13 protein-coding genes are annotated in these 14,192 nt (G+C 64.8%); 7 read left to right on the forward strand and 6 right to left on the reverse strand.

Going from position 1 to position 14,192, the window contains the following annotated elements:
• Positions 1-66: 66 nt before the first annotated feature.
• On the forward strand, positions 67-1,569 hold the full coding sequence (gene proP, locus C4K39_RS15810; protein WP_068578614.1) for a glycine betaine/L-proline transporter ProP: 1,503 nt from the start codon (positions 67-69) through the stop codon (positions 1,567-1,569).
• A 71-nt stretch (positions 1,570-1,640) separates the two neighbouring features.
• Here the strand turns inward: proP and C4K39_RS15815 are convergent, their stop codons facing one another.
• From C4K39_RS15815 to C4K39_RS15830, 4 genes are read right to left on the reverse strand one after another with little or no spacing between them, the layout of a single operon-like run.
• On the reverse strand, positions 1,641-2,357 hold the full coding sequence (locus tag C4K39_RS15815) for a siderophore-interacting protein (RefSeq protein WP_124346946.1): 717 nt from the start codon (positions 2,355-2,357) through the stop codon (positions 1,641-1,643).
• Positions 2,358-2,370: 13 nt separating this feature from the next.
• On the reverse strand, positions 2,371-3,897 hold the full coding sequence (locus tag C4K39_RS15820; protein WP_124346947.1) for a DHA2 family efflux MFS transporter permease subunit: 1,527 nt from the start codon (positions 3,895-3,897) through the stop codon (positions 2,371-2,373).
• Positions 3,894-5,072: an HlyD family secretion protein gene (locus tag C4K39_RS15825; RefSeq protein ID WP_068579133.1), complete on the reverse strand. Its 1,179-nt coding sequence runs from the start codon at positions 5,070-5,072 to the stop codon at positions 3,894-3,896. Before C4K39_RS15825 ends, C4K39_RS15820 begins: the two co-directional genes overlap by 4 nt.
• Positions 5,065-6,531, reverse strand: coding sequence for an efflux transporter outer membrane subunit (locus C4K39_RS15830; protein ID WP_124346948.1), 1,467 nt, complete (start codon positions 6,529-6,531; stop codon positions 5,065-5,067). Before C4K39_RS15830 ends, C4K39_RS15825 begins: the two co-directional genes overlap by 8 nt.
• A 112-nt stretch (positions 6,532-6,643) precedes the next feature.
• On the opposite strand from C4K39_RS15830, the gene C4K39_RS15835 reads away from it, so the two are divergent.
• From C4K39_RS15835 to C4K39_RS15850, 5 genes are all read left to right on the forward strand, one after another.
• Entirely contained in the window at positions 6,644-7,540 is an 897-nt protein-coding gene (locus C4K39_RS15835; protein WP_068579137.1) for a LysR family transcriptional regulator, read from the forward strand.
• 214 nt (positions 7,541-7,754) lie between these two features.
• Positions 7,755-8,261 carry a hypothetical protein gene (locus C4K39_RS31535; protein ID WP_164487297.1) on the forward strand — a complete coding sequence of 169 codons (507 nt, stop codon included), beginning with the start codon at positions 7,755-7,757 and terminating at the stop codon, positions 8,259-8,261.
• Positions 8,262-8,313: 52 nt separating this feature from the next.
• The gene (locus C4K39_RS31540; protein WP_068579365.1) at positions 8,314-8,691 is read left to right on the forward strand and encodes a DUF2750 domain-containing protein; all 378 of its coding nucleotides are present in this window, start codon (positions 8,314-8,316) and stop codon (positions 8,689-8,691) included.
• Positions 8,692-8,712: 21 nt separating this feature from the next.
• Positions 8,713-9,228: a hypothetical protein gene (locus C4K39_RS15845; RefSeq protein ID WP_124346949.1), complete on the forward strand. Its 516-nt coding sequence runs from the start codon at positions 8,713-8,715 to the stop codon at positions 9,226-9,228.
• 543 nt (positions 9,229-9,771) lie between these two features.
• Entirely contained in the window at positions 9,772-11,157 is a 1,386-nt protein-coding gene (locus C4K39_RS15850; RefSeq protein ID WP_164487298.1) for a flavin monoamine oxidase family protein, read from the forward strand.
• Between the two features lie 13 nt (positions 11,158-11,170).
• On the opposite strand, the gene C4K39_RS15855 is transcribed toward C4K39_RS15850, so the two are convergent.
• Together C4K39_RS15855 and C4K39_RS15860 are read right to left on the reverse strand one after the other, a co-directional pair.
• A complete protein-coding gene (locus C4K39_RS15855; RefSeq protein ID WP_124346951.1) occupies positions 11,171-11,956 on the reverse strand; it encodes an aminoglycoside adenylyltransferase domain-containing protein in 786 nt (261 codons plus the stop codon).
• Between the two features lie 14 nt (positions 11,957-11,970).
• On the reverse strand, positions 11,971-12,909 hold the full coding sequence (locus tag C4K39_RS15860; RefSeq protein WP_124346952.1) for a LysR family transcriptional regulator: 939 nt from the start codon (positions 12,907-12,909) through the stop codon (positions 11,971-11,973).
• Between the two features lie 190 nt (positions 12,910-13,099).
• On the opposite strand from C4K39_RS15860, the gene C4K39_RS15865 reads away from it, so the two are divergent.
• Entirely contained in the window at positions 13,100-14,185 is a 1,086-nt protein-coding gene (locus C4K39_RS15865; protein ID WP_068579147.1) for an adenosine deaminase family protein, read from the forward strand.
• Positions 14,186-14,192 lie beyond the last annotated feature (7 nt).

Consider the following 14,192-nt stretch of genomic DNA (forward strand, 5'->3'; position numbering starts at 1 on the left):
ACCTGCCACCATCCGGGCCCGGGGCAAAGGTATGCATGAGCACAGTCCAGCCATAGGGAAACTGCTATGAAGTCGCGCAAGAAAAGGGTCAAGCCGATCGGCTTGAAGGACATCACCATCGTCGACGACGCCAAGATGCGCAAGGCGATCACCGCCGCCGCGCTGGGCAATGCCATGGAGTGGTTCGACTTTGGTGTCTATGGTTTCGTCGCCTATGCGCTGGGCAAGGTGTTTTTCCCCAATGCCAGCCCCAGCGTGCAGATGATCGCTGCCCTGGCGACCTTCTCCGTGCCCTTCCTGATCCGCCCCCTGGGCGGGTTGTTCTTCGGGGTCCTGGGCGACCGCTACGGACGGCAGAAGGTCCTGGCGGCGACCATCGTGATCATGTCCCTGAGCACCTTCGCCATCGGCCTGATCCCGTCCTATGCCTCGATCGGCATCTGGGCGCCGATCCTGTTGTTGCTGGCCAAGATGGCCCAGGGCTTTTCCGTGGGCGGGGAGTACACCGGCGCCTCGATCTTCGTCGCCGAATACGCCCCGGACCGCAAGCGCGGGTTCCTCGGCAGCTGGCTGGACTTCGGCTCGATCGCCGGCTTCGTCCTCGGCGCGGGCCTGGTGGTGCTGATCTCCACCATCCTGGGTGAAGAGAAGTTCCTCGAGTGGGGCTGGCGCCTGCCGTTCTTCCTGGCCTTGCCGCTGGGCCTCATCGGCCTCTACCTGCGCCATGCCCTGGAGGAGACCCCGGCCTTCCAGCAGCATGTCGAGAAGCTCGAGCAAGGTGACCGCGAAGGCCTGGCTTCGGGCCCGGCGGTGTCGTTCAAGGAAGTGGCGACCCAGCACTGGCGCAGCCTGGTGACCTGTGTCGGCGTGGTGGTGGCGACCAACGTCACCTACTACATGCTGCTGACCTACATGCCCAGCTACCTGTCGCACAACCTGCACTACAGCGAAGACCACGGGGTGCTGATCATTATCGCGATCATGGTCGGCATGCTGTTCGTGCAACCGCTGATCGGCTTCATGAGCGACAAGGTCGGACGCCGGCCCTTCATCATCTTCGGCAGCGTCGGCCTGTTCGTGCTGGCCATCCCGGCCTTCATGCTGATCAACAGCGGGGTACTGGGGGTGATCTTCGCCGGCCTGTTGATCCTGGCCGTGTTGCTCAACTTCTTCATCGGCGTGATGGCCTCCACGTTGCCGGCGATGTTCCCCACGCGCATCCGCTACAGCGCCCTGGCCAGCGCCTTCAACATCTCGGTGCTGATCGCGGGCCTGACCCCGACGATCGCCGCCTGGCTGGTGGAAACCACCGAGAACCTGTACATGCCGGCCTACTACCTGATGGTGATCGCGGTGATCGGCTTGATCACCGGTATTTCCATGCGCGAGACGGCCAACAAGCCATTGCGTGGCGCGGCCCCGGCGGCGGCCGATATCGAGGAGGCCCGGGAGTTGCTCCAGGAGCACCACGACAACATCGAGCAGAAGATCGAAGACATCGATACGCAGATCGCCGAGCTCGAGGCCAAGCGCAAGAACCTGGTGCAGCAGCACCCGCGGATCGACTAGGACCTGGGGCCCGGCTCGGCGCCGGGCCCACGACTGGACGTCGCGGCCCAGGAGAGTGGCAGCAGGGCGCTTCAGTCGCGGTCGCGGTGGTCGGCGACGCCGCGCATCCAGTAGCCCTTGCTGCGTACCAGGCGGCGCTGGATCGAACAGGCGTCGGTGAGGTAGTCGCGGACTTCGTTGATCGCCTGGGCTTCGGCGGCGATCCAGAACTGCCCGACCCCCGAAGGCAACTGGAGCTTGTCGATGCCTTCGAGCAGCAGGTTGGTGGCGTGCGGATGCTCGTCGCGGAACATCCATTCGTAGTTGACCGTGGCCAGGGTGTCCATGGCCTGCAGCTCGGTCATGCTCGCCGCTTCCAGCACCACCACCGCGCGGTCGCCGGGGGCCAGGCTCTCGAGGATGCTCATCACCGCCGGGGTGCCGGTTTCATCGGCGGCCAGCAGCAACCATTCGGCCTCTTCCTGGGGCTGGAAACCACCACGCAATGCCGAACAGCCGATCCAGTCGCCGACCCGGGCCTGCTCCGCCCAGCGTCCGGCCGGGCCATGGCCATGGCGGACGAAGTCGATATCGACGCTGGACGAATGCCGGTGATGCCGGCGGATGGTGTAGGCACGACTGGCGGGGGTGTCACCATTGGGCAGGAACAGCTTCAGCCATTGGGCCGGCTGGCACTCCAGGTCGTCGCCGAACAGCTCGCCCCTGAAGGTGACGCGCCGTACCAGGGGGGTGAGGTCATGGAGGGCGGTGACTTCGAGGTCGTATTTCATTTTTTTACGCAGGAACATGAATACTCCGGATCTACTTGGCTTTCGCCTTGGGTGAATGAGCCAGCCAGACGATGCTGAGCACGGCGAAGAACAGCCATGCGCTGGCCAGCGAGAAGTCGTTGAGCGCCAACATGTGGGCCTGGCGATCGATGGCCCGGCCTAGCCATTCCAGGGCGCCCTCGGGTGACAGGCCGAGGCTGTCGAGGTTGGCCCGGGCCTGCCCGCTCCAGTGATCGAAAGAGCTCATGCGTTCGGCCAGGTCGACCTGGTGGCCGCGGGCCCGGTGATCCCAGAACGCCGGGCCGAGGGATACGGCGAAGCTGGCGCCGGTCATGCGCAGGGCGTTCTGCAAGCCGAGGGCCGCGGGGATCTTTTCCGGTGGCAGGCGCGACAGCGAAATGGCCACCAGCGGCGTGAACAGGAAGGCCGTGCCGGCGCCCATCAGCACCGAGTTCCAACCGATGAACTGAATGTCCAGGCCGGTCTCGAAGCCCATGCGCCACAACGAGGCGCCGATCCAGCAGATGAAGGCCATGCTCGCCAGCATCCGCGCATCCAGGTGCTGCATCAGCCGCCCGATGAAGGGCGCCAGCACCACCCCGGCGATCCCCAGGGGCGCGGTGGCGATCCCGGCCCAGGTCGCGGTGTAGCCCATCTCGGTCTGTAGCCACAGTGGCACCAGCACCAGCGAGGCGAAGTACAGGGAGAAACCCAGGGTCACGCACAGGGTGCCGATGGCGTAGTTGCGCTCCTTGAACAGGCGCAGATCGAGAATCGGATGCTGCTCGGTCAGTTCCCAGCTGATCAATGACGCAAAACCCAGCACCGCCACCGCCGCGAGTACGCGGATCGGCGTGGAGGCGAACCAGTCCAGGTCCTGGCCCTTGTCGAGGAGAATCTGCAGCGAACCGACCGCGACCATCAGCAACAACAAGCCGATCACATCCACTGGCAGTTTGCGGGTCGGGTTGTCCCGGCCATGCAGGACCTGACTGAGGGTCAGCAGGATGAACGCCCCGACCGGCACGTTGATGTAGAAGATCCATGGCCAGCTGATGTTATCGGTCAGGTAGCCGCCCAGGATCGGGCCGCACACCGGCCCGAGGAAGGTAGTCATCGACCACACCACCAGCGCCGAGGTGCGTCGCTCGGGCGGGAAGATCGCCACCAGCAGGGCCTGGGACAGCGGGGCCAGGGGGCCGCACACCGCGCCCTGGAAGATCCGGAACAACAGCAGCGAACCAAGGTTCGGCGCCAGGCCGCAGCACACCGAGGCCAGCACGAACAGGGCGACCGCGGTCATGAACAGCTTGACCTGGCCGAAGCGCTGCACCAGCCAGCCGGTCAGTGGCAGGCCGATGGCCAGGGAGATGCTGAACGAGGTCAGCACCCAGGTGCCCTGGTCGGGGGCCACGCCGAGGTTGCCGGAAATGGTCGGCACCGCGACGTTGGCGATGGTGGTATCGAGCACCATCATGAAATTGGCCATGCCGATCGCCAGCGCGCCCAGGAGCAGCGTGCCGCCGCTCAGTGGTTCGATGGGACGCTTGGCGATCATCGTTCGTTCCTCGACAGGTTGAGTTTCGACGCTTGCAGGTTCTGCGCGATGATCTGCTCGACCAGCGCCTGGCTACCTTGCTGGAGGTTGTCGTAGACCCCGGTGCTGTCTTGCAGCTTGGCTGGCTCGGGTTGCTCCCCGGGATCGCCGAGGATCGCCTTGGCGCTCATCGACAGGCCGATGCGCAGCGGGTGGCGCAGTACTTCCTCGCGGTCCAGGGCGATGCGCACCGGCACCCGTTGCACCACCTTGATCCAGTTGCCGGTGGCGTTCTGCGCCGGGATGGTGGCGAAGGCGGCGCCGCTGCCAGCCTCGATGCCCTGGATACGCCCGTGGTAGGTGACTCTCTCGCCATACAAGTCGGCGAACAGTTCCACCGCCTGGCCGACCTTGATCTGCCCCAACTGCGATTCCTTGAAGTTGGCTTCCACCCAGACCCTGTCCAGCGGTACCAACCCCATCAGTACGGTGCCGGGCTCGATATGCTGGCCCACTTGTACGGCGCGCTTGGTGACCAGGCCATCGGCCGGCGCGGGAACCTTGGTCCGGGCCAGGGCCAGGTAGGCTTCGCGCACCCGTTCGGCCGCCGCGCTAACCTGCGGATGATTCTCCACCGTGGTCCCCTGGATCCGTGCCTGCAGGGCCGCCAGCTTGGCCTCGGCGGCACGCAATCCGGACTGGGCCACCTGCGCCGCTTCCTCGGCGTGGTGCAGGTCCTCGCCGGAGACCCCGCCCTGGGCGATCACCGCGCGGCGCCGCTGCAGGTCCTGGCTGGCGCGGCTGGCCTCGGCCTGGCGCAACCTGACCTGGGCCGCCAGGTCGTTCTCCTCGGCATACAGGCTGCTGACCGTGCGCACGGTCAGGGCCAGTTGATGACTGGCGGCGTCCAGGCCCAGGCGGGCATCGGCCGGGTCGATTTCGACCAGGGCGTCACCGGCCTTCACGGTGTCGGTGTTCTGGACATGCACCGCCGTAGCGGTGCCGCGCGCCTGGGCCGAGACCAGGATCACGTCGCCTCGCACGTAGGCGTTGTCGGTGCTTTCGTAGAGGCGGCCATAGAGCAGCCACCAGGCGCCGGCCGCGAGAATCAGGGCCAGGGCCACCAGGGTGATGATCAGGAAGTTCAGGCCACGGCGCGACTTGGCCGGGGTCGGGGTTGGGGAGGCGTCAGTCATGGGAGGTCTCTGCAAGTCGGGTGACGTTCGTGTCGGTTTCGGTCCGGCCGCCTAGTGCACGCAACAGGCCGGCGTGGTTCTGTTGTGCGGCCGTCTTGAGCTGGACCAGTTGCATGCGGGTATCGAGCACCCGGGTCTGGGCGTCGAGCACATGCAGGAAGTCGGTGAGGCTCTGGCGGTAGCGCAGGTGTTCCAGCTCATAGGCCTGTTCGGCTTCGTCCAGGCCCTGCACGGTCTTCACTCGCTGGCCCTCCAGGGCCTGCAGTTGCGAGAGATAGCGGGCGACGTCGGCCAGGGCATCCACCAGCACCTGGTTGTAGTTCGCCACGGCCTCGGCATAGCCGGCCTGTTGGGCCTGGTACTGGCCGCGCAGGCGGCCGGCATCGAAGATCGGCAGGGTCAGCGCCGGACCGACGCCGTAGGTACGGCTGTCGTGGTGGAACAGGTCCTGGAAGCCAAAGCTCTGGAATCCGGCGAAGGCCAGCAGGTCGATGTTTGGGTAGAACGCCGCGCGTGCCGCGCCAATGCGCTGGGCCTGGGCCTCGACGCGCCAGCGCTGGGCGATGACGTCCGGGCGGTTGCCTACCAGGTCGGCTGGCAGTTGCCCGGGCAATACCACGGCGCGTCGCAGGTCCGTGCCGCGGGGCCGCCATTGTTCGCCCCAGCCCGGGCCTTTGCCGGCCAGGGCTGCCAGGCGCAGTTGATAACCGCGGGCAGCGCCCTGCAGCCGGGCCTGCTCGGCCTCGAGCAAAGGGATGGGGCCGCGGGCACGGACCACGTCGACCTGGGTGCCCAATCCGGATTGCAAGCGTTGTTCGCTGATGCGGTAGATGCTGCGCCGTTGCTCCAGGGCCTGGTCGACCACGGTCTGTTGTTCCAGCACGCCGGCCAGGGCGAACCAGGTTTCCACCAGGCTGCCGCTCAGGGCCAGGCGTGCCACCGCGCGGTCGGCCTCGGCGGCCCGCAGGCTACCCACCGCCGCTTCGTTCAGCGCGTGGTTCAGGCCCCAGAGGTCGAGGTTGTAGCGACCTTGCAGCAACGCCTGGCCGTCGGTATGCCAGCTGCCGGACTCGCTGGCGCTGGTCTTGTAGTGCTCGGAATCCTGGCTGCGCAGGATCTGGGTCATGGCCGACAGACCGGGCCGGGTATTGGCCTGGGCGACGTTGGCCTCGGCCTCGGCCCGGCTGATGCGCGCACTGGCGATCGCCAGGCTGGGCGAATTGTCCAGGGCTGCCTCGAGCAGGCGATCCAGGTCCGGGTCCCGGAAGGTTCGCCACCACAGGTCGTGGTCGCTGGCCGGTGTCCAGAGGGTGGCCTGGGTGATGTCCTGGCCGGCAGCGAGAGCGTCGGCGAACAGGAGCTTGGGCGGTTCGGGCGTGCGCCCTGGGCTGATGCAGGCCGGCAGCGTCAGCAGCAGGCCCAGCAGCGTGGCTGACTGGATCAAGCGATAAGGAGCCATCACAACGTCCTTGAACGGTTAGGTTGTGATGGGATGCTAGAGACGCCGGGGTCTATTGAAAATTGCAAATATCAGAGTTTAGATTTGCACAAAATGCAAACGAGACGCTGCGATGAACTTCCCCGACCTCAACCTGCTCTTGACCTTCGACGCGATGTTGCGCGAAGGCAGCGTCACCGGCGCCGCCGAACGCATGAACCTGAGTATCCCGGCCATGAGCCGGCGCCTTGCCAACTTGCGCGAAACCCTGGGCGATCCGCTGTTCGTCCTGGCCGGCCGACGCCTGGTACCCACGCCGCTGGCCCTGGAGCTGGCGCCCCAGGTCCACAATCTCCTGGAGGAGGCACGCAATGTCCTGGGCAACAAGCAGGTGCTCAACCTGGGCACCATCAAGCGCGTGTTCACCCTGCGCACCGAGGATGGTTTCACCGGTGCCTGGGCCCTGCGCTTGAGCCAGCGCATCGCCGAGCAGGCGCCCCATGTCACCCTGCGCTTCATGTCCCAGGGTAACGAGGATGTCGCCGCCTTGCGCGACGGCCTGAGCGACCTCGATATCGGCATTGCCGGGCCGCTGGGCCCAGAGGTGTACAAGCAGCGCTTGTACATCGACAGCTTCGTCGGCGTGGTCAACAACCAGCATCCACTGGCCCGACAGGCCAAGGTCAGCGCCGAGGACCTGGTGGCCTATCCGCACCTGTCGGTCTCGCGCCGGGGGCGAACCCGTGGTCCGCTGGACCTGGAGCTGGAGAAGATCGGCTTGCAACGCAAGGTGCAATTGGTGGTGCCCGGTTTCCAGGCTGCCATGCAGTTGGCCAGTACCTCGGAACTGATCGCCGTGATCCCACGGCGTTTCGTCGAATGGTCCTTGCCGCTGCTGCCGCTGAGCATCTTCACCTTGCCAGTGGTGACTCCCAGCGGTGAGTTCTCCCAGGCCTGGCACCCACGGGTGAACAACGACCAGGTGCATCGCTGGTTGCGCCAGCAAGTGCAGGAGTGTTCCAGCAGTTGAACGGGGCGGGCTTGCCGCTGGTTGGTCCTGGCGCTTCGGCAGAGGGGCGATATGGCCCCCGTGCAGGCCGCCAAAAGATTCCGTCAGGGTTTCGGGAAGGGCGTTGGGTTGTCTACCATGTCGCGCCCTTGCCAATGATGATGGGGCGCCTGGAGTTGGAAACTTGAGCGGGAGAGTGGCTGCAATGATGTTCGACCATGGAAGGCTGCAGGGCATGCCCAGGGCGCAAGCCGGGTTGTTCTGCCTGCTGGCTGCGGAGCGGCTGGTGCCGGTCTACCGGGCTTTTTCCGAGAAATACCGTTCAGGCACGGACGTCAACGCCGAGGTCCTGGACCTGCTGTTCCAGCAGGTCGGCCACTGGCACGACTTGCCGTTGCAGGCGCTGCATCAGCAGCTGTACCTGATGGTTCCGGACACTGAAGACTACAGCGACGAGTTGGCCGACCAGGCCCAATGCGCGGTGATCGGCACGTGTTATTGCATCGAGTACCTGCTTTGGGGCGAGGCTGACAAGGCACGCTGGGCCATCGGCAAGGTGCTCGAGGCCATCGATGTACTGGATGAGCCGGTGGAGCGGGAAGCGCCCCGGGAGTTTGCCTGGTGTGCCACCCTGCTGGAGCTTCTGGAACAGGGCGACCTGGGGGATCTGGATTTCATCGCACAGCTGCGCCGGGACAACCAGGAGCATTGCGTGCAAGTGGTGGACAGCCGTGGCCGATAACCTGGCGCCCCGGGCCCCATTACCGTTCGACAAGGAGCAGCAGGTACCCAGGATGCATGAACGTAAACGGCATAACCTCCTGGCCATGGCGCCGCAAGAGCGACTCGATTATTTCGTGCGCAAGATCGTGGATTTCGAGCAGGCCTGGGGGCTGTATCAGGACGGTTGGGCCACCTCGGCCTTTGACGGTGGCGAGGCCGTGCCCTTCTGGCCCGAAGCGGCGCTTGCCCAGGCCTGTGCCACGGGGGCCTGGGCCGGTTTCGTGGCGCGGCCGATATCCCTCGATGACTTTCGCGGCCGATGGTTGCCGGGGCTGCGCGCGGATGACCGGGTCTGCCAGGTGTTTCCCGTGCCGACGCAGCAGGGTGTGGTGATATGCCCCGACGACCTGGGCGGCCTGATCCACGACGAGCTGCAGCCGTATCTTTGATCCGAGGATTGAGCAGGTTCCATGCAAGCACTAGAGCGTATTGAGCTGTACGTCGCCTTGAAGTCCCTTGACCGTTTGGCGGGGCTCCAGGGGCCCCGGGCGCTGGCTGTCCCCGGGTTCTGCCGGGATTTCATCGACCAGGCCTGGACCTGCCTGGCCGGAGGGCCGGCGCCGGACTGCGAAGGCCTGGAGGCGGCGGTAGATGCAGTGGTGGTGGACGAGCAGGATGCAACCAGCGCCCAGGTCATCAGCAACCTGTACCTGTATGCCTTCTCCGACCTGTTGCTGTACTTCGAGCAAGGGGAGGGGCAGAGCCTGGAGTGCGTCCAGGCGTCGATCATCGACCTGCATGACTACCTGGCCGCCCAAGCCTTCCTGGAGCGGGCGGGCATCAGCGATGGCGTGGTGCTGAGCCCGTCCCAGGAGCAGCAGATCGCAGCGGACCCTGTCTATGCCCGGGAACGGCAACTGTTGGAAACCGACCGGCTACACGCGCAACAGCTTGGCAACTGGCAGGTCGTCATCACGATGCGCTGAAACCTGGCCCTGCATGGCACTGCCCGGCCAGTTTCGAGCGAACAGCGAGCGTGCTGGCTTGTTTGCACGCTGCGTAAATAGGGGCAATTTTTTACTTATATTTACACATGGGTTTTTCCTCGATTGTTAATGTGGAACTTCCAGTGGCTTGCGACTTAGTTCAATAAACAGGTGTGCTCATAAAGTCTTCGATTGTATGACGAGTGTTGCTCGGCCTTGGCAATCGATGCGTTATCGATGGTTTTTGAGTATCCCTGGTTAATCTGTGTGCCTGACCTTAAGCCCAGGTAAACCGGTGGCCTGATGCCTGTTCGAAGCTGGCGTTGGCTGGCTTTTGGCTTATGTCGGCCAAGTATCAATAACTTGGGAAAGTTTGAGTCGGTTATTGAAATCAGCCTGGGGCTGGAGTCGCAAGTTGTCCTGCTGGTATTTGAGCTCTCGGTAAGTTTGCTGCGTGGTGCATGGGACCCCGAGTGAGTGAATATAAGTTTCTGCATGGTACAAGGCCGCACCATTCGGATGTTTAGTCCTGGAGTAGGTGCCATGCCGTCTTTTTCCCGTAGAGCCTTGATGAAATTGAGCCTGTTGGCGGCGTCGCCGCTAGTGGTGCCTGCCATTGCCAGTGGCGGCCCCGCGCTCAGCAGCAAGACCGTCCTGGTGATCGGTGCCGGGATTTCCGGGCTGGCCGCCGCCAGGATGCTGCACACGGCTGGCTATCGAGTGACAGTGATCGAAGGGCGTGACCGGGTGGGCGGTCGGATCTGGACCAATCGTAGCTGGAAGGAGGTACCGGTGGACCTGGGGGCCTCCTGGATCCACGGTGTGGATGGCAACCCGGTCGCTGCCCTGTCCAGGCAGTTCGGTATCGAGACTGTGGTGTACGACGTGGAAAATCCCACTTCCAATCAGGTCTATGACGCCAATGGGCGAGCGCTGGGCAGCCAGGAGTCGGAGCAACTCGCGCAGCTCTACGAACAGGCCAGCAAGCTACTCGCCCAGAAGGTGCAGGGGGCTGCGTCGCAATTGAGCGCCCAGGAGGCCATGCAGCAGGTGCTCGCCGGGTTGGGAGGGACGCCGGCGCAGAAAGCCACGGTCCTGGAGCTGTTCAGTCGCCAGATGGAGGATGGGCTGGCCGCCGATCCGCAGGACATCGCTGCCTGGGGCCTCAACGAAGGCAGTGCCTTCGGCGGGCATGAAGTGGTTTTCCCCAACGGGTATGGGCAACTGGTGGACAGGTTGGCCGCAGGCCTGGACATCCGCCTCAAGCACCGGGTCACGCGTATCCAGCACGGTGTTTCGGGCGTACGGGTGCACACCACCGAAGGCGAGCTGGCGGGTGATATCGCGATCGTTACCTTGCCCTTGGGAGTCCTGAAGGAGGGTGGGGTCGAGTTCTCGCCGGCACTGCCTGTGGCCAAGCGCGGAGCCATCGAGCGCCTGGGCATGGGGGTCTACAACAAGGCGGTGTTCCTGTTCCCGGAAGTGTTCTGGGGCGAAGCTGCGGTCATCAGCCAGTTGAACACCGACAAGGGCCTGTGGGCCAACTGGTACCCCTTGAATCACTACGCCAAGAAACCCGTGCTCTGCGCCCTGCATGGCGGCACCCCGGCGCGGTTGCTCGAGGGCATGTCGAACCAGGAGATCCAGGACGACGCCATGGCCCACCTGCGCCAGATATTCGGCTCCTCGATCCCGTTGCCGACGGGCCTGCACGTGACCCGCTGGCACGCGGACCCCTTTGCCCGGGGCAGCTATTCATTTCCCCAGGTCGGGGCGCGGCCTACCGACCGGCGCGACCTTGCCAGTCCGGCCAGTGCCACGTTGCTGTTTGCCGGCGAAGCCACGCACCCGGACTACAGCGGTACGGTCCATGGCGCACTGTTGTCGGGTTGGCGCGAGGCGCGCCGGGTATTGGGTGAGCCGGTCTGAACCAACGGGGCGCTCAGGGCAGCTCGCCGATACACCCGAGCAAGTGCTCCATCAACTGCCGTGCCTGGACCTGCTGCTCGCTCCAGTCGTCTATCAGCTGGCCCAGGTAGGCGCGGCGCGCGTAGTCCAGGGTGCGGGCTTGGGGGGTGGGGAGTTGCGCGATGGCCCAGGCCGCAGCGCGCTCCTTGTCGAGGAAGTCTTCGCAGCAAGCCGTGCGCCAGATCCTGGCCAGGGTCAACAGGACGTTCCGCTCATCTCCATGTAACCCCTGCAGCAGTGCTGGCAGTGCCTGGCTCATGGCCTGGCGCACCTGTTGTGGCGAGATCTCGGGCAAGCGCAGCGGATCGCTGCCAGGCAGCAGGGGCAGGGCCTGGTGCCGTGCCTGGGCCAGCAGCAGAGCGTATTCGGGGTCGCCATGGGGCATGGGTAGCTTGCCGTTCTCGACATCGTCGCGCAGCCACTCGCCGTAGACCAGCTCGGCTCGTGGGGCAACGCCCGGTTCCTCCAGGTCGGCCTGGCTGAAGACCAGCAGTTCCAGGCAGCGTGGACCAGGGGCAACGGCCGGGTGCCGGGCAGAAATCTGCAACAGGCCGGTGCTCAGCACGCGGCGCTGCGCCAGGTTGAGCGAGTGCCCGACGACCGCCAGCAAATCGATATCGCTTTGCGGTTGCAGGCCTGCGCCGACCGCCGAGCCATGCAGGTACAGCGCCTGCAGGTCGTGGCCTAGGGTCTGTTGCAGCAGGGCTACAGTGGCGAGCAACTGCCGGTCGTTTTCCAGGGGATGGGGGGCTCGGGTCAACTCGCTTCTTCCTGTTAGGGGGAGTCGGTTATCTGGCCGGCCTGTTCCTTGAGGAAGGCCAGGCAACTGTCGACCGCTGGGGTACGTGGCCCATGGCAGGTTTCGAACAGCACGATGTCGCGGTGGATACGCGGCTTGACGATGGGCCGCCAGGTCAGCTCGTCGCCCAGCAGGCCCTCTGCGGTCAGGCGCGGCACGATACCGACGCAGAAGCCGGAGCTGATCAGGCTGTACAGCGTTTCGGTAAAGGAGACTCGGTACGCCGCCTTGACGATGACTTCCTGGGCCTTGGGCGAGCCCAGGGCCAGGTCGGCGACGCTGCCGAGCAAAAAGTGCGCCACAGGCCGGGTATCGAGCTGGGCCCAGCTGACGCTGCGAGCGCTGCAGAACGGATCGTCCTTGCGCAGTACCACCACCAGTTCGTCCACCAGCAGTCGGTGCATGGGCAGTCCGGCCGTCGCGTCACCGGCGCCGATGCCGAAGTCGACCCTGGCGCTGCGCACATCGTTGATCAGGGCCCGGGTGGGCAAGTCGACGAAGTCGAACTTGAGGTCGGCATGCTGGCGTTGCAGGAGCCGGAGCAGGGGGAGGATGCGGTGGGCCACCGATGGCACCAGCCCGATGCGGACCGTCTGCTGGTGTTCCTGGCTGATGTGGACCATGTCGGCCATGGCATTGCCGGCGGTGTTCAACAGGTGCTCGGCGATGGGCAGGATCGCTGCGCCGATCTCCGACAGCGTGACCTGGTGGCCCTTGCGGATGAACAGCTGGGCGCCGATCAGGCGTTCGGTCTCCCGGATCGAAGTACTGAGAGCGGAGGCCGTCAGCGCCAGCTCCTCGGCCGCGAGGCGAAAGTGCAGGACCCGAGCGAGCGTGAGGAAGTAATGCAAGTGACGCAGCGACAGGGCTGCGAGCAGACGCTTGGAGACGCCTGTGCTTTCTTTGGTTTTCATGGATCGGTCCCCCAACGGGAAAGGTGTTGACCAGTGTGGCTGAACATCAAGAAAAATCTAATGAATATGAATAATTAACAACTTTTTCTAATAAATCGCAGGCCTATACTCGATTCACCGGTTGCCGAGCTGGTAAGCCGCAAGGATGGGCTGGATGACCGTAGAACAATAATCAGAGGAGCGCTCGTCCATGATTCAAGACCCTGTCTTGAGTGACTTCCTGCGTCGTCTTCCCAAGACCGACCTGCATATCCACCTGCTGGGCGCCATCCGCCCGACAACCCTCGTGGCCCTTGCCCACAAGCATGGCCTGGCGCTGCCGGAAGCGGGCGCCCGGGAGGTCTATGAGTACCGCGACTTTCCTGGCTTCCTGGAGGTCCTGCGCCTGGCGGGCCTGTGCCTGGTGGATCGGGAAGATTTCTCCCGGGTGGCCTACGAGCTGCTGGAGGATGCCTGGCGCAAGGGTAATTGCCGGCACCTGGAGCTGTCGTTCAATCCCACGGTGTTCTTCGACAACCAGGTGCGCTACCCCACGGTGGTGGATGGCCTGCTCGACGGCATGGCCGCGGCCCGACGCGACTTCGCCATCTCCAGCCTGTTGATACCCTGTATCGACCGCGAGCGCCCGGCAGAGGTGGCACGGGCCATGGTCGAGGAAGTGCTGTTGCATCGACGTGATGCCGTGGCCGGCATCGGCATGGACTTCGCCGAAGGCAAGGGCCCGCCCCTGCGCTTCGTCGAGGCTTATCGGTTGGCCGCGCGCCACGGGCTGCGACGCACCGCCCATGTCTGCGAGGATAACCAGCCACTGGCCCTGGCTCCGCCCGCTCACTTGCGGATCTGTATCGAGGACCTGGCTTGCGACCGCGTCGACCATGGCTACAACCTGCTGGCCGATCCGCAGGCGGTCATCGCGGCGCGCGAGCAGGGCATCGCCTTCGACGTCACCGTTTGCACCGCCAAGAAGAGCAACCTGGGCAACCGGATGGACGCGATCAAGCTGATGCACGATGCCGGCTTGCGCCTGAACATCGGCACCGACGATCCCTACCTGCATCACACCGACCTGGAGCACTCCTGGGCCAAGTTGTTCCATCACTGTGGCTGGGGCATCCACCAGGCCCGTGAGCTGGCGCTGGCCGGGGTCGATGCCTGTTGGTTGGACGAGGGCGACAAGCGGGCGCTGCGCGAGACGTTTTCCCGGGAGATCGACCGACTCATGCTGCAGGCCTGGCCCCTGATCAAACCGCCCTACATCGATGAACAGGCCGCGTAGGCCAACC

The organism is Pseudomonas sessilinigenes (genome assembly GCF_003850565.1).
GTDB classification, from domain to species: Bacteria; Pseudomonadota; Gammaproteobacteria; order Pseudomonadales; family Pseudomonadaceae; genus Aquipseudomonas; species Aquipseudomonas sessilinigenes.